Source organism: Streptacidiphilus sp. BW17, from assembly GCF_041262485.1.
Classification (GTDB): domain Bacteria; phylum Actinomycetota; class Actinomycetes; order Streptomycetales; family Streptomycetaceae; genus Streptacidiphilus.
This window is the reverse complement of sequence record NZ_JBGCCR010000052.1, coordinates 1-15,690: the sequence shown is the minus strand read 5'-3', so window position 1 is coordinate 15,690 and position 15,690 is coordinate 1. Positions and strand designations below refer to the sequence as shown.

At 69.1% G+C, this 15,690-nt stretch carries 12 protein-coding genes and 2 pseudogenes; 8 read left to right on the top strand and 6 right to left on the bottom strand.

What is annotated here, in order from left to right:
• The first annotated feature begins 1 nt into the window (after position 1).
• The 5 genes from ABH940_RS35220 (at position 2) to ABH940_RS35200 (ending at position 4,387) form a co-directional block, all read left to right on the top strand.
• Positions 2–823 carry a 2-keto-4-pentenoate hydratase gene (locus ABH940_RS35220; RefSeq protein WP_370107134.1) on the top strand — a complete coding sequence of 274 codons (822 nt, stop codon included), beginning with the start codon at positions 2–4 and terminating at the stop codon, positions 821–823.
• Positions 820–1,773: an acetaldehyde dehydrogenase (acetylating) gene (locus ABH940_RS35215; RefSeq protein WP_370107133.1), complete on the top strand. Its 954-nt coding sequence runs from the start codon at positions 820–822 to the stop codon at positions 1,771–1,773. Before ABH940_RS35220 ends, ABH940_RS35215 begins: the two co-directional genes overlap by 4 nt.
• Entirely contained in the window at positions 1,770–2,807 is a 1,038-nt protein-coding gene (dmpG, locus tag ABH940_RS35210; protein ID WP_370107132.1) for a 4-hydroxy-2-oxovalerate aldolase, read from the top strand. The genes ABH940_RS35215 and dmpG overlap by 4 nt, the downstream gene beginning before the upstream one ends.
• A 544-nt stretch (positions 2,808–3,351) precedes the next feature.
• Positions 3,352–3,915, top strand: a complete 564-nt coding sequence (locus tag ABH940_RS35205) for a hypothetical protein (protein ID WP_370072887.1) — start codon at positions 3,352–3,354, stop codon at positions 3,913–3,915.
• A 307-nt stretch (positions 3,916–4,222) separates the two neighbouring features.
• Positions 4,223–4,387 carry a hypothetical protein gene (locus tag ABH940_RS35200; RefSeq protein ID WP_370072888.1) on the top strand — a complete coding sequence of 55 codons (165 nt, stop codon included), beginning with the start codon at positions 4,223–4,225 and terminating at the stop codon, positions 4,385–4,387.
• A 92-nt stretch (positions 4,388–4,479) separates the two neighbouring features.
• On the opposite strand, the pseudogene ABH940_RS35195 reads toward ABH940_RS35200, so the two are convergent.
• The 6 genes and pseudogenes from ABH940_RS35195 to ABH940_RS35170 form a co-directional block, all read right to left on the bottom strand.
• A pseudogene (locus ABH940_RS35195) lies at positions 4,480–4,581 on the bottom strand (twin-arginine translocase TatA/TatE family subunit); the annotation flags it as partial.
• Positions 4,582–4,635: 54 nt separating this feature from the next.
• Positions 4,636–5,616: a hydroxyacid dehydrogenase gene (locus ABH940_RS35190; protein WP_370107141.1), complete on the bottom strand. Its 981-nt coding sequence runs from the start codon at positions 5,614–5,616 to the stop codon at positions 4,636–4,638.
• A gap of 204 nt (positions 5,617–5,820) precedes the next feature.
• Complete coding sequence (locus tag ABH940_RS35185) at positions 5,821–7,086, bottom strand: alpha-L-fucosidase (RefSeq protein WP_370107131.1); 1,266 nt, start codon at positions 7,084–7,086, stop codon at positions 5,821–5,823.
• 87 nt (positions 7,087–7,173) lie between these two features.
• Positions 7,174–8,829: a hypothetical protein gene (locus tag ABH940_RS35180; protein WP_370107130.1), complete on the bottom strand. Its 1,656-nt coding sequence runs from the start codon at positions 8,827–8,829 to the stop codon at positions 7,174–7,176.
• A 115-nt stretch (positions 8,830–8,944) separates the two neighbouring features.
• On the bottom strand, positions 8,945–9,877 hold the full coding sequence (locus ABH940_RS35175) for a carbohydrate ABC transporter permease (protein ID WP_370107129.1): 933 nt from the start codon (positions 9,875–9,877) through the stop codon (positions 8,945–8,947).
• Entirely contained in the window at positions 9,874–10,860 is a 987-nt protein-coding gene (locus ABH940_RS35170) for an ABC transporter permease (protein ID WP_370072891.1), read from the bottom strand. Before ABH940_RS35170 ends, ABH940_RS35175 begins: the two co-directional genes overlap by 4 nt.
• Before the next feature lie 214 nt (positions 10,861–11,074).
• On the opposite strand from ABH940_RS35170, the gene ABH940_RS35165 reads away from it, so the two are divergent.
• From ABH940_RS35165 to ABH940_RS35155, 3 genes and pseudogenes are all read left to right on the top strand, one after another.
• On the top strand, positions 11,075–12,157 hold the full coding sequence (locus ABH940_RS35165; RefSeq protein ID WP_370072892.1) for a substrate-binding domain-containing protein: 1,083 nt from the start codon (positions 11,075–11,077) through the stop codon (positions 12,155–12,157).
• A 584-nt stretch (positions 12,158–12,741) separates the two neighbouring features.
• Positions 12,742–14,721, top strand: a complete 1,980-nt coding sequence (locus ABH940_RS35160) for a discoidin domain-containing protein (protein WP_370107128.1) — start codon at positions 12,742–12,744, stop codon at positions 14,719–14,721.
• Positions 14,722–14,848: 127 nt separating this feature from the next.
• Positions 14,849–15,690, top strand: a pseudogene (locus ABH940_RS35155) (lyase); the annotation flags it as partial.

Genomic DNA, 15,690 nt, shown 5'->3' with positions numbered 1-15,690 from the left:
CATGACGCCGGCTTCCAGGACACTCCACGCGGGCGCCACCGAGGCGCTGCGGCAGCTCACCGAAGCCCGGGCCCGGCACCGCCCCCACGCTCCGGTGCGCGACCTGCTGCCAGCCGGTGACATCGACGCGGCCTACGCGGTCCAGGCGGCGTGGGTCGAGCAGTGCGAGGCAGCCGGAGCCCGGGTCGTCGGCCGCAAGATCGGTCTGACCAACCCGGCGGTACGCGCCCAACTGGGCGTGGACCAGCCCGACTTCGGCGTGCTCCTCGACAGCATGGAAAGCCCGGACGGCGCGTCCGTCGACATCAACCGGACGCTGCAGCCCAGGATCGAGGCGGAGATCGCCTTCGTCCTGGCGCGGGACCTGTCCGGCACGAATATCGGAGAGGCCGAGGTCGCGGCCGCCACCGCGTTCGTCGTGGCGGCGCTGGAGATCGTCGACAGCCGGATCGCCGAATGGGACATCGACATCGTGGACACCGTGGCGGACAACGCCTCCTCGGGACTGTTCGTCCTCGGCCCGCGCGGCCGGGAACTCGGCACCCTCGATCTGGCCGACTGCGCGATGACGATGTGGCGCGAGCGAGAGGTCGTCTCGAAGGGGACAGGTGCGGCCTGCCTGGGCAACCCTCTGACCGCCGTCGCCTGGCTGGCCAGGACCGCACAGCACTACGGCCAGCCGCTGCGAGCCGGGGAGATCGTGCTCTCCGGCGCGCTGGGGCCCATGGTGCCCGTCGCGCCCGGCGACTGCTTCCGTGCCGAGTTCAGCGGCATCGGTGAGGTCAGCGCGACATTCACGGAGGCAACGGAGGCACCGGAATGAACCCGACCGCGCAGACCAGGGCCAAGGCCGCCGTGATCGGCTCGGGCAACATCGGCACCGACCTGATGATCAAAATACTGCGGCTGAGCGAGCACCTGGATCTCGCGGCGCTGGTCGGCATCGACCCCGAGTCAGACGGCCTGGCCCGGGCCGGACGGCTCGGCGTGCCGACGACCGCGGCGGGCGTCGCGGGGCTCATGGCCATGCGCGACTTCGACGACATCCAGGTCGTCTTCGACGCCACCTCGGCCAAGGCCCACCAGGCCAACGCCCGCGCCCTGGCGCCGCACGCCAAGCGGCTGATCGACCTCACCCCGGCGGCACTCGGCCCGTTCGTCGTCCCGGCGGTGAACCTGGAGGGCCACCTGGACGCTCCGGACGTCAACCTGGTCACCTGCGGCGGCCAGGCCACGATCCCCGTGGTGGCGGCGATCTCCCAGGTGGCACCCGTGCCGTACGCGGAGATCGTCGCCTCGATCGCGTCAAGATCCGCAGGGCCCGGCACCCGCGCCAACATCGACGAGTTCACCGAGACCACGGCCGCCGCGATCGAATCGGTCGGCGGCGCGGGCCGTGGCAAGGCGATCATCGTGCTCAACCCCGCCGAGCCACCGCTGATCATGCGCGACACGGTCCTGTGCCTCGTCGACGCCCCCGATCCGGGCGTCCGCGACCGGATCGCCACGTCGGTCGAGTACATGGTCGCCGAGGTCGCGGCCTACGTCCCCGGCTACCGACTCAAGCAGCCGGTACAGATCACACCCGTTACCGACCATCCGCAGACCCTCATCGGCGAGACCCCGGCAACTCATCAGGTCACCGTCCTGCTCGAGGTGGAAGGCGCAGGCCATTACCTCCCGCCCTTCGCGGGCAACCTGGACATCATGACCTCGGCGGCCCTGCGCGTCGGCGAACGGATCGCCGCACGCCTGTTGGAGGCGAAGGAATGACCAGGCGGCTCTTCATCCAGGACGTCACCCTGCGGGACGGCATGCACGCCGTCCGCCACCGCCTCCGGCCCGAGACCGCCGCCCGGATCGCGGCCGCACTCGACGCGGCCGGCGTCGACGCGATCGAGGTGGCGCACGGCGACGGGCTCGTCGGCACAAGCCTCAACTACGGCCCCGGAAGCAACACCGACTGGGAGTGGATCGAGGCCGTCGCGGCCGGCCTCACCCACGCCCGGCTCACCACGCTCCTGCTGCCCGGCATCGGCACCGTCAAGCAACTCAAGCACGCGTTCCGGCTGGGCGTGCGCTCGGTGCGAATCGCCACACACTGCACGGAGGCTGACGTCGCCGCGCAGCACATCGCCACCGCGCGCGAACTGGGCATGGACGTGTCGGGATTCCTGATGATGAGCCACATGGCCCCGGCCCCCGAACTCGCGCGACAGGCCGCACTCATGGAGTCCTACGGAGCGCACTGCGTCTACGTCACGGACTCGGCCGGCCACCTCACCATGAACGGGGTACGTGAGCGGGTCCGCGCCTACCGCGAAGTCCTCGACCCCGCCACCGAGATCGGCATCCACGCACACGAGAACCTGTCCCTGTCGGTCGCCAACTCGCTCATCGCAGCGGAGGCCGGAGCCACGCGCATCGACGCCTCGCTGGCCGGACACGGCGCGGGGGCCGGCAACTGCCCCATCGAAGCCTTCATCGCCGTCGCCACACTCGAGGGCTGGGAACACGGCTGTGACCTGCACGCTCTCCAGGACGCCGCCGACGACCTCGTCCGACCCCTGCACGACCGGCCGGTCAGGGTCGATCGCGAAACGCTGACACTCGGCTACACCGGGGTCTACTCCAGCTTCCTGCGGCACGCCGAGACCTTGTCCCGCACCCACGGTGTCGACGCCCGCACCCTCCTCCTGGAGGCCGGTCGGCGCGGCCTCGTGGGGGGCCAGGAGGACATGCTCGTCGACATCGCCCTCGCACAGCCGCCCCGGCACCTCGACGCCCAGCTCACCGAGCGGCCCTGACCGAGCGGCCCTGACCGAGCGGCCCTGACCGAGACAATCGCGCACGCCTTCCCCTGCACCCTGGTACACGCTTGCCCGCGACGGACCCCCGGCTGTGCACGATCGCCGCCGTCTCGGGCTGGAGGTCGTCGAGCCGCGCGGCAGTGCGCTGGTCCGGCACAGGCCGTGGGCCACGAAACCGACTGCGCGGGCAGGGTTTGCCTCCGCCGGACTGGACGGCGTCATCATCTCCGCGCCAGTGCAGACGCCGACCCTTACCGCGCCCGGTACACTATCTGGCCGTTCTGCTTGCAGTTGTCGCACGTCCAGTTCATCAGGTACCGGTAGGTGTGTGCCGTCCCGTCCTCGCTCCGCTCCCACCTGGCAGTACCGCCGTCCCAGCGGACAGCATCCCGGTTGTCGGACTTGCAGTTGGGGCAGGGCCACCAAAGGGCCCCCGCCTCGGCTAGGGGCTTCTCCTCGGCCGCCATCCCAGCACCTCCTCGCCCCACTTCCCAGCGTGCGCGTCGCCTGCACCCCCCGCACCCCGAAGGAGCAGCACCCCATGCGTAAGATCCCCACGGTCTTCAAGCGCGACCCCGAGGACCGCGCCCACGTCCTGCCCGAGGTCAACCCCGACTGCCAGTGGGTCTTCGACGGCGAAGGCGAGCCCACCCGCAAGCTCGACGGCACGTGCGTGATGCTCGACGAGGCCGGCGACTGGTGGGCTCGCCGTGAATTCAAGCCCGGCAAGACCCCGCCGCCGAACTACGTCCCCGTCACCACCGATGAGGTCACGGGCAAGACGATGGGCTGGGAGCCGATCGAGCAGTCCGCCTTCGCGAAGTTCCACGCCGAGGCACTGGAGGCCGCTGGCGCGGTGCCCTGGAAGGCGGGCACGTACGAACTGATCGGCCCGAAGATCAACGGGAACCCGGAGCGGGAACGCCGCCACCGCCTCGTCGCCCACGCCGACGCCCAGCGTCTCCCCAGCCCGGAGCTCACGTTCGAGGGCATCCGTGCCGCGGTCCTCGCCTACGGCCGTCTCGGGGCGGAAGGCATCGTCTGGCATGGCCCCGATGGCCGTTACGCCAAGATCAAGGCGCGTGACTTCAAGGACGGTGCGTGATGCCTGAGCGGATCCAAAGGAGGCGAGTCCGCGGCTGGCGCATGCCGGAGGGAACACGGTTCGTCGGCCGCCCCACCCCGACCGCCCACGGCAACCTGTTCGGGGTCGGCCAGGATGGCGACGGTGCTCGGCTCTACCGTCGAACTCAGCGCACCACGCCCGTGCGGGCCGCATGCAGAGCGCGACGGGCCGGCTGCTCCGGATGTAAACGGAGCAGTCGGCCCGACTTCATACGTCCCCATTTCCGCGGCGTGGGCTGGCTGCCACGATGGCGAGACCAGTAGCCATACGGGACGGGGGAGCGAACATGCCCGGTTGGGGCGGCGGAGGCGCCAACAGCGACGACGCGAACAACACCCCAGGGCCTGACACCGAGCAGGCCCAGGAGCAGCCGACCGCCGAGGAGCAGTCGGTCGCCGGAGAGGCGGCGCCGGACCGCGGCATCACCGACCCCTCGGAGACCAGCGGCTGAACCAGCAAGCACAGCCCGACAGGCCGGGCCAGTTCCGACACACGGGAGCGGTCCGGCCTAGAAGCGTCGCCCCCACTCCTTCAAGTTGACGTCATGGATGCCGTCTCGCTCTTGAGGATGCGCAGCGACTGGCCGAGTGCCCTGGCGGAATCTGGAAGCCGCTTGGCTCCGAAGAGCAGCAGAGTCGTCGTCAGGTCAGGACCGGTGACGGTTCGGTTTCGGCGGTCCGGCCCGCCGGGTGGATGGTCCTAGGCGATGCGGTCGAGTCGGTCGGGGTGGACGGCCTGCGCCATGGGCAGGCCGTCCGTGTAGCGGGCGAGTTCGTCCAGGGCGCGGTCACCCAGGCGGTGCAACTCGTTGCCGAAGGAGCCGGCGATGTGCGGGGTGAGCAGGAGGTTGGGCAGGTCGTACAGGGGCGAGTCGGCGTCCGGGACTTCCGGTTCGAGGTGGTCGAGGACGGCCCGCAGCCGGCCGGAGACGAGTTCGGCGGTCAGGGCGTCGGTGTCGACCAGGGAGCCGCGGGCGGTGTTGATGAGAGTCGCGCCGTCGCGCATCAGCGCCAGCCGGCCCTTGTTCAGCATGCCCTGGGTGGAGGGGAGTTCCGGGGCGTGCAGGGTCACGACATCGCAGGCGGAGCAGAGCTCGTCCAGGCCCACGGCCCGGACTCCGAGCTGCGCGGCCTCGTGGTCGCTCAAGTAGGGGTCGTGGACCAGGATCTGCAGGTCGTGGGGGCGCAGGAGCTCGATGACGCGCCGGCCGATGAGCGAGGCGCCGACGATCCCGATCGTGCGCCGGTAGTTGCCGAGGTCGTGGAGTTGTCCGCGCCAGTCGTGCATACCGCGCACGCCGCGGTACTGGTCACGGATGGCCAGGACGTTCTTGTTGGAGAGCAGGATCGCGGCGACGGTGTACTCCGCGACGGGCAGAGCGTTGGCTGCCGCGCCGGAGGAGATCTGGATCCCGCGTTGCCAGCAGGCGTCGGTGACCAGGCCCTTGACCGACCCTGCCGCGTACACCACCGCCCGCAGGTTCGGTGCGGCGGCGAGAAGCCGTTCGTCGAGCGGGGGGCAGCCCCAGCAGGCGAGGAGGACTTCGGCCCGCGCGAGGGCGGCGGCCTGATCCGGTTGGTCGAGGTCCTGGAGGATCAGGCCGGGGGTGGTGTCGGTGAGTTCGCTCAGGCGGGCCAGTGCGGCTTCGTCGAACAGGCTGGGCAGCAGCGCGGGGTCCATGGCGAGCAGGGTGCGCGGACGGTGCGGTGCCGCGGTGCCGGACTTCAGCCGGGGCACAGACATACGGTGGGCTCCTTGTGATGTGGATTTGAGGCCCGACGTGTTGCGCACGAGCCTGTGGGGCACAGGGCGGGCTGCAGGGGCCTGCTGGTTGCGTCGCCACGTTCGTTCGGCACGGGCCGCGGTGTGGACCTGGACCAGCGGTCAGCCGTGCCCGGCTCCCCGGTACAGCTCCAGTTCGCCGTCCAACTCCACGGCGAGGACGGTGATGTGCGGGTCGGCGGTGGCCGGTGCGTCGATGCTCAGGACGCCGGGCACGTGCTGGAAGCCACCGAAGGTGCGGTGCGCGAGCACCTCGCCGGTGCCCAGCACGGAGACCCGCTTGACCGCGTTCACCAGGCCGCGCACGGTGACGAATGTGCGGGGGGCATCGAGGCAGTGGAGGTAGAGGGTGCGGCGGTCCTTGGAGAGAGTGGAAGGACCGTAGTGGTGGCCGGCCGGCAGGCCGCGCTCGGTGCCGTAGACAGCCTCCGCGTTGCGGCGGATCCAGGCACCGAGCCCCTCCAGCCGGGACGTCTGCTCGGGGGTGATGGTGCCGTCCTCCTTCGGGCCGACGTCAAGGAGCAGGTTGCCGCCCGCGGAGATCGTCTCGGCGAAGGTCCGCACCAGCAGGCCCACCGACTTGTGGTCCCGGTCGAATCCGCGATAGCCCCAGGAGTTGTTGACGGTGTAGCAGAGCTCCCAGGGCCCGTCCGGGGGCGTGATCGGAACGCCCTGCTCAGGGGTGGCGTAGTCGCCGTAGCCGAGCATCCTGGCGTTGAGGATCATGTCCTGCTTCATTCCGAGCAGTTCGTCGCGCAGCTCCTTCATCCGCCACTGCCGTTCCGAGCGCTCCCACTGGCCGTCGAACCAGAGCAGGTCGGGGTTGTATCCGGTGACCAGTTCGCGCAGCTGCCCGCGGTGGAAGGCGAGGAAACGCTCCCACCCCTCCGGGTCCTCCTTGCCCTCCGGCGGCATGGTGTACGGGTTGTCCGCCATCCAGGGACGCTCGGGATCCTGGTGACGCAGCGTCGGGTAGTCGGGGTGAGACCAGTCGAGGTGGGAGAAGTAGAAGCCGACCTTGAGGTCGTGGCGACGCAAGGCGTCGGCGTAGGGAGCGAGCAGGTCGCGTCCGGCCGGGGTGCGGCTCGCCACGGACAGGTCGGACTGGGCGGTGTCCCACAGCGCGACGCCGTCGTGGTGCTTGGCGGTGAGTACCGCGTAGCGGGCGCCGGCCCGGGCGAACAGACCGGCCCACGCCTCGGCGTCGTAGTTCTTCGCGGTGAAGCCGTCCAACTGCTTCATGTACTTCTCGTAGGGGACGTCCCCGCCGTAGAAGGACCACGACTCGGTGATCCCGTCCACGGCGTAGATTCCCCAGTGCAGGAAGATCCCGAGCTTGGCGTCGGCGAACCAGGGCTGCATGGTCATACGGGGCACTCCTCGCTGGAACATGGTGACGTGCGGTGGTGCCAGGGCGGATCAGAGCGGGGTTTGATCCGCGCAGGCCGATGCGGGCTAGCTCTTCTGCGCGGCGGTGTAGCCCTGGGCGAATTCCGTGGCCATCTGGTCGATCTTGAACTGGCTCTTCAGCTGCGCCACGGTGCCCGCCCAGCTCTTGAGCGACTGCTTGCCGCTGACCACGTCGGCGACGGCCGAGTTCCCCGCCTGGGTGAAGCCGTTGATCTCCGCACCGTAGGTCGCCGATCCCGACTGGTAGGGCACGGACGGGTCGGCGACGACGATCGGCAGCTGGGTCTTGAAGGCGTTGTAGATGCTCTGGGCGATCTGCGGTGCGCCGGGCTGGAAGAGCGGCTGAGGCTGCTGGGCCAGGTACTTGAAGGGCACGTTGGTCACGTTCTCCACTTGGCCCAGTGCGGTGGGCAGGGAGGGGGAGCCGTCGGCGCCGCGGGTGAAGTGCACTCCCTCGATGCCGTAGTTGAGCAGTTCCCACTCCTTGCTGCCGAAGGGCGCGGCCAGGAAGTCGAGGATCCGCAGCAGCATCTTGATCCGGGCCGGCGAGGACTTCTTGATCGTGACACCGTTGAAGACGACGTCGCCGCCCCACACCTTCGGGTTGCTGCCATAGGGGTTGAGGATGTCGACGTCGAAGGCGCCGTTGACCTGCGCGAAGGTGGTGGATATTCCGCCGAGGCCGGTGAAGACGGAGTCCCAGGTCTGGCCCAGGAGCTTGGCGGTGCCCTCGGCGCCCGTGGCGGTCAGCGCGTCCAGGCTGTACAGGCCCTTGGCGTAGAAGTTCTGCATGGTCTCCAGGCCCTGCTGGAACTCCGGAGTGTCGAACATATGGGTGAAGGTCCCGCCCTGGAGCTGCCAATTGCGCGGGGCGCCGGCTGCGCCTACGTGGAAGGGGTAGCCGAAGGGGACGGAGCCGGGGGTGCCGAGGACGGAGCGTCCGGATCCGGTCATGGACTGGGCCGCGGCCAGGAACTGGTCGGGGGACAGGTTCGTGCCCCAGGCGCCGGCGGCCTGGAACCGGGTGCGGTTGGCGAGGTAGCCCTGCAGCGGGGCGTTGTAGCGGTAGATCGGGACGGTGAGGATCTTGCCGCCGATCCGGCCCGCGAGCTCCCAGCCGCGGGTCGGGATGGAGGCGAGGTTGGGGTAGTCCTTGATCGCGTCGCCGGACAGGTACGGCGTCAGGTCGGCACACTCGGCCTCGATGAAGGCCGCGGGCAGTGAGTTGGTGCCACCGATCAGGTCGGGCAGGTTGCCACTGGCCTGCATAGTGGTCTGTGCGGCGGCGAAACTGGTGCCGTTGTCGACGACGAAGTTGGGCTTGAAGTCCACGCCCAGCGCCTTGCCGACAGCGGCCAACAGCTGGTTGGAGGAGTCGAGCTTGACCGGGGCGCCGTAACTGAAGGTCAGCGCGGTGACGGTTGACCCGTCACCGGGAGTCCCGGTAACCGACGGCTTCAGCGGCAGCGCCGGGTAGTGCAGCACACCAGGTGCGCCGTTGTTGGGCAGCGCAGGCAGGTCGTATCGCACGGCGGCGCTGGGCACGTAGGTCGGCCATGCGGCGAGCTTCTTGCCGGCGTTGGAGACCGAGCCGCTGGAATCGCCGGAGCCGCACGCGGCGAGCAGAGGAGTAGCCGCGGCGGCTGCGATGCCGACACCGGTCCATCTGAGCAGGGAGCGGCGGGAGAAGTCACTGGACATGGGGGTACCCCTGTTCGGCGCAAGTGGAATGGTGCAGAGGGTGGGACAGGCAGGTGCGGGGAGGGGAGGGGAGGCTTGTCGGGCGGGCCGATGGGCCGGTGGGTCGGTGGGCCGGTCAGGACTTGACTGCGCCGGTGAGCACGCCGCGGGAGAAGAAGCGCTGCAGGAACGGGTAGGCCAGGGCGATCGGGACCACCGCCACCACGATCGTGGCCATCAGGTCGGCCTGCGCGTTGATCTGGAGGGTCGCCAGGCTCTGGCCGCTGGAGTCGGGGCTGTTGCCGCCGATGACGAGCATCCGCAGCAGAGTGCCGAGCGGCCACTTGTCGGCGCCGCTGAGGTAGAACAGGCCCTTGAAGTAGTCGTTCCAGTAGGCGACGCCGTAGAAGAAGCCGACGACAGCGACCACCGACCTGGACAGCGGCAGCACGATGCGCAGCAGGATGCGGGCCTCGCCGGCCCCGTCCAGCCGGGCCGCTTCGTACAACTCGGTGGGCAGGCCCTGGAAGAAGCCGCGCAGGACGACCAGGTTGAACACGTCGATGACGGTCGGGAGGACCAGCGCCGAGTAGTTGTTGACCAGGTGCAGCTGGCTGACGATCAGATAGCTGGGGATCATGCCGGGCGGGAAGAGAAAGGCGACCAGCACGCACTTGAGCACCAGGCGTCCGCCGACGACATTCGGCCGTGACAGTGCGTAGGCCAGCAGGATGGTGCAGGCCAGCGACGTGGCGGTGCCGATCAGGACGAGCAGGACGGAAACCACGGTGGCATGGCTGATCAGGCCCGATCTGGTGATGTCGCGGTAGGCCTGCAAAGTGGGATGGTCGGGCCAGAGCGTGTAGCCGCCGCCTCGGTTCACCTCGTTGAGCGGGGACAGGCTGGTGGAGAGCACGATCCAGAACGGAAGCAGCACCGCCACGACGATCACGGCGAGAGCCAGGCCCTTGGCCGCCTGGGTGAGCGGCCTCGGGCTCTCCTGCCAGGACGGACGCTGAGTGGGGGCAAGGAGGAGGCGGCGCACGGACGCGACTGCTGAAAGGCTCACTGGTAGACCCCTCCCTCGCCCAGCCGGTGGGCGACCTTGTTTGCCGCCAGCACCAGAACCAGTCCGACCACGCCCTTGAACAGCCCCGCCGCTGCTGCGGTGGACCAGTCGTTGTCGACCGTCGCATGGAAGAACACATAAGTGTCCAGGACCTCGGCGACCTGGTGGCCGAAGACGTCCCGCTGCTGCATGACCTGGTCGAACCCGACCGTGAGCACGCTGCCGATCCGCATGATCAGGACCAGCACCAGTACCGGCCGCACTCCGGGCAGCGTCACATGCCAGAACCTGCGCCACGGGCCCGCGCCGTCCATCGCGGCGGACTCGTACAGCTGCTCGTCGACCTGGAACAGTGCGGCGGTGAAGATGATGGTGGCCCAGCCGCAGTCCTTCCAGATCACCTCCGCGACCATCAGCGGCTTGAACCATGACGGGTCGCCGAAGATCGTGAGCACCGGATGGCCGCCGCCGGACACGGCGTTGTCGATGACACCGCCCGGGCCGATCATCTCCTGCACCAGGGCGACGACGATCACCCAGGAGATGAAGTGCGGCAGGAAGACCACGCTCTGGATGAACTTGCGGATCCGCCCCGAGAGCAGGCTGTGCAGCAGCAGCGCCAGCGCCAGCGGGACCGGGACGAAGAACACCAGCTGGAGCAGCGCCAGTTCGACCGTGTTCAGAGTCGCCGACCAGAACGTGGGATCCGAGAACAGGGCCTGGAAGTTGGCCAGTCCGACGAACTGGCTGTGCATGACCCCGATGTAGGGGACGTAGTTCTCGAAGGCGATGACGTTGCCCGCCATCGCGGCGTACTGGAAGACGAGGAAGTAGAGCACTCCCGGGAGCATCATCGCGAGCAGGACCTTGTCCCGCCGTATCCGGTGCGACAGACGCGGCCCGGACGTCCTTTGGGACACTGTCGCTCGTGGGTCGGCGGGGGTGGACTCTTTCGCGCCGACCTGATGGTCGGTGAGTGCCATGTGACCTCCTTTCAACTGACATTCACGCGCGCAGCGATGCCATCCGAGAAGATTCATCAGATGTTTCTGCGGCGACGACGGCTAGCATGTAAGTCGAACGAAGGGGTGTCAATGCAAACCCCCCAGTTCAGAAGCAAACAGAAGTGGCTGACGACACGTCCGGCCGCGCTACCGATGCAGGGGGTGGGCTGTGCTGTCACCAGAACGCCGGGAGATGCTTCTCGCGGAGCTGCGCGCCAAGGGATCGATCAGGACGAGTGACCTGGTCAAGCTCCTGGGAGTGTCGGACGTGACCGTCCGCAAGGACGTCGACGACCTCGTCCGCGCGGGCCTGGCGCAGCGGTTCCACGGCGGCGTCACCCTGCCGCGGGCTGACGACGGCCCCGCCCGCAGCGGGGCGGATGTCCCCCTGCAGCTGGGCGTCCTCCTGCCGGACAGCGGCTACTTCCGTGCGGTCCTGGGCGGGGTGGGCGAGGCCGTCGCCCGCTTCAACGCCCGCCAGTCGCTGGTGATGTCGCGCTACAACGACCTGCGCGACATGGCTGCCATCAGGTCGCTGGTGCAGGCCGGCTGCCACGGCTTGGTGCTGGTCGGGCCGACGGACGAGGACGGCTATGCGCTGTTCCCTGACGAACTGCTGGCCCTGCCGGTGCCCGTGGTCCTGGTCGAGCGCCGGCTCGACCCCGACAAGGTCCTGGACCGTCTCGACCATGTGATCAGTGACCACGTGGCCGGGGCGCGGCTCGCGGTCGAATACCTCGCCGGACTGGGGCACCGCAGAATCGCCCTGGTCACCAAGGCCGTCGGCCCCACAAAGCGCCGGGTCGTCGACGGGTACCAGCGCGCGAGGAGGCAGTTGGCCCTCGACGTCGACCTGCCCGTCTTCGAGGTGCCCCAGATCGGGCCGGAGGAGAACGGTGCGGACCAGAGGATCGCCGACACCCTCGACGCCCTGTGTCGGCAGGGTGTTACCGCGGTGGTGGTGCACAGTGATCCGGAGGCCGTCATGCTCTCCCAGTTCGCCCAGGCCCGCGGGCTGCGGATCCCCCAGGACCTGGCGATCGTCTCCTACGACGACGACGTGGCCGGCTTCGCCGGGATCCCGTTGAGCGCCATCGCCCCGGCCAAGCGCGCCGTGGGCTCGATGGCAGTGGACACCCTGGTGCAGCGGATCCGCCACGGCGCCGCCGTACCGGTCCGGCACGTCACCCTCCAGCCAGGTCTGGTCGTCCGCGACTCCTGCGGAGCTCCGTCCCGCCGTCGCCGTCCACTACCGATACCTTCTGAAGTCTTTTGAATTGTTCGGTAAGCGGCGGTGGTATTGACGCCGGATCAGCAAGCGGAGCATCTTCGTCCCCGTCAGACATCCGACCTATGGACGAGGGTCGCAATGAAGTGCTTCGCATCGGGCCGACTGAGAACTATGCTCGCCACCCCGCCATCGCGGTTCTCACCGGCGCACTGCCCATGACCACCGATGCCGCGTCCGTCCACCCGCAACGGCGTTCACGCTGTACGACAACAGCAGCTACAACGACGCGAATCTGAACTCCGACGTGGGGATCGCGCCCTCGGGTGTGGTCTACGACAGCTGAGCGAACCCGTCGCCCCCGCACCTGGGACGTGGGGCGACACGTCCAGAAGACAGCCACGTCGATCCGCACCCGCCGGCCCCACAGCGCCGTCACGCGTAATTCCGCATTCCCGCCGCTGGTCGACACCTGTCCCGACCATCGGCCTCCGACCCATGCATCCGCTCCGCGAGTGAGGACCCTTTCGTTGCTCCCCATAGCCAAGAGGCGACTGTTCGTTCTGGCCACCGCGATAGCCGCCACGGTGACAGCGGCCCTCCCTGCTCTTCCCGCATCGGCTACCCCCGCGGTGTCCGGCACTGGCTCCGCCTTCCGTCTCTTCGACAACACCGCGTACACCGACGTCAACGTGCAGCGGAACGAGGGGATTGCCGCGTCGGGCGTGGTGTACGACTCGTGGAGCATCAGCTGCGCGAACACCACGGCGTTCAGCTGCAAGATGCCCCCGAAGAGCGACTACCAGGCAAAGATCAGGTTCATTGCGGCCTCGGTCCCGGCGTCCTCTCCGATCACGTTGGACTTCGAGGGCATCGACGCCACCGCGGGCACACCCGCCGAGCAGGCCACCAACGACTTCCAGGCCTGGCAGACGCTCCTGCAGTGGACCCGGGAGGTGATCCCGGCCTCGCAGCCGCTGGGGGCGTACGACTACGACTGGTCCATGACGCCGGCCGAGATCGGCCAGAACGCTGAACTGCACCAGGAGGGCCTGACTTTCTTCGCGCCCTCGCTGTACACCTACAGCACCGACCTCAATGCCGCGGACCTGGCCGCCTGGACCACCCGGCTGGACGAGGCGGTCGCCAACGACCAGCAGATCGCCCCCGACCAGCCCGTCTACCCCTACATCTGGCCACAGTGGGACCACGGCTCGGACGCCTTCATGGACGGCGCCTCCTGGGCCGAGGAACTGGACTACCTCAAAGCCCACGTCCAGGGCGCCATCATCTGGGGCGGCGGTCACGACCTGGGGTCGGACAGCTGCGGCTGGGTCGACGCCACCCGCACCTTCACGGCCGCCACCACCGGAAGGGCAACGGACAGCGGACCGCTGACCGCGGCCTTCCAGCTCCCCGGCACCTGCCTGCTGACCCGTGGTCAGACCACCTCGGTGCCGCTCACCGTCACCAACACCACCACCTCCACCACCGGACCCACCACGCTCGGCGTCTCCGGGTCCCAGGGCATCGTCGCCGTCCCGGCCCAGCGCACCGTCCCCGCACTGGCAGCTGGTGCCTCATGGTCCACCACCGCACAGGTCCACGTCGGCTGGGACGCTTCTCTCGGCGACACCGTCCTCACCGCACGCCTGGGCGCCGGCGTGCAGCACAGCACCGCGATCGTCCAGGACCCCGACCTGGCCCTGGGCAAGCCCGCAACCCAGTCCTCCACCGACGGCAACGACACCGCCGACCTCGCCGTCAACGGCGGCAACGACGAAGGACTCGCCGGCGGCTCGTTCAGCGAGACAGGCGCCGACCCGCAGGCGTGGTGGCAGGTCGACCTCGGCCACGACCAGCACATCGGCGCGATCGCCGTCACCGGGGCCAGCGGACAACCGTCGGTGAAGAACTACTACGTCATCGTCTCCGACAACCCGGACGCCACCGCGCCGACGACCCCGATCCCGCCCAACCAGTGGCTCCAGACCCGGCCTGGTACCTGGGTGATGAGCGTCTACCACTCCACTTTCCACACCGTGGAGTACAAGGGAGACACCACCATGCGCGGGGCGAGCGGCCCCACCGTCATCCCGACCGGACTCGCCGGGCGCTACGTCAAGGTGCAGCTCGCCGGCGCCGGCCCGCTGGCTCTCGGCCAGGTCCAGGTCCGCCCCGGCACCCCCGACGGGCCGTTGATCGAGGACACCCAGCGTGTGGCCAACGGCGGCTTCGAGACCGGATCGCTCGCACCGTGGACCGCGTCCGGCACCGCTTCCGTCGCCGCTCCCGCGTTGGCCGGCAGCTTCGCGCTCCAACTCGGCGCCAACTCGTCCACCGAGCAGGTCATCACCGTCAAGCCGGACACCACCTACACGCTTAGCGGCTTCGGCGAACTCTCCGACGCCGCAGACCAGGCAGTACTCGGCGTGAAGGGCTACGGCGGCACGCCGGCCAGTGCCGCGATCACCGGCACCACGTGGGACCAGGGCACGCTCACCTTCACCACCGGCCACCACACCACCCACGCGGTCGTCTTCTACAACCACACCGCCGCCACCGGCACCGCGTCCCTCGACGACGTCACCGTGACCGAAACCGGCCACTAGGCCACAGGTCGGGCGCTCCGGCGTCAGGTGACATGACCTGCCGCCGGAGCACCCCGACCCCGAACCCCTTCACCGACAACCAGTCCCCACGCCACTGCGACGCCCCCATTCTCTGGAGACATCCATCGTGCCGTCATCCTGGCCCCGTCGTACCTTCCTGCGTTCCACCGCCGTCGCGGGCCTCGGCCTTGCCCTCGCCACCACCTTCCCCCACCGGGCCGCTGCCGCAACGACCACGGACCCCTTCGCCACCGTGCGCGCCCAATGGGCGGACTTGACCAGCGGCGGCGCCATCGACGCGACGAATCCCGTGTACGCGACGGCCCTGGCCAACCTGAGCGCAAAGGCGACCACATACCTCTCCCTGCTGGAAGCCTCTTCGACTTCCGCCCAGTTGTTCAGTGACCTCGCGCTCGGCACCAACTCGGCCAACGTCACGGCGAGCTTCAACCGGCTGGAGACCCTCGCGCTGGCCTACGTCACACCCGGGACTGCCTACAGCGGCAATGCCTCGGTGCTGGCGGACGTCATCGCCGGCCTGGATTTCCTGACCGCGTTGGCGTACTCGGCTTCCGGCGGCCTGCCCACCTACGGGTACGGGAACTGGTGGGACTGGGAGATCGGCGCTCCGCAGTCGCTGCTGGACACCGCGAACCTCGTCTACTCCTCTCTGACGGCCAATCAGATCGCCAACCACTGTGCGGCTGTCGACCACTTCGTCCCCGATCCGACGCTCTTGCCCCAGGCGAGCGGCACCACTGTCTCGACCGGGGCGAACCGCCTGGACCTGTGCCGCGTGGTGATCATCCGCGGCGCCCTCGGCGAGGACGGGTCGAAGATCGCCCAGGGCGTGGCGGGGATCTCGCCCACCCTTGCGTTCACCGCGGGTCCTCCCGGCTCCTACGCGGACGGCCTGTACGCCGACGGGTCGTTCCTGCAGCACGGTGGCACTGGATACACCGGCACCTA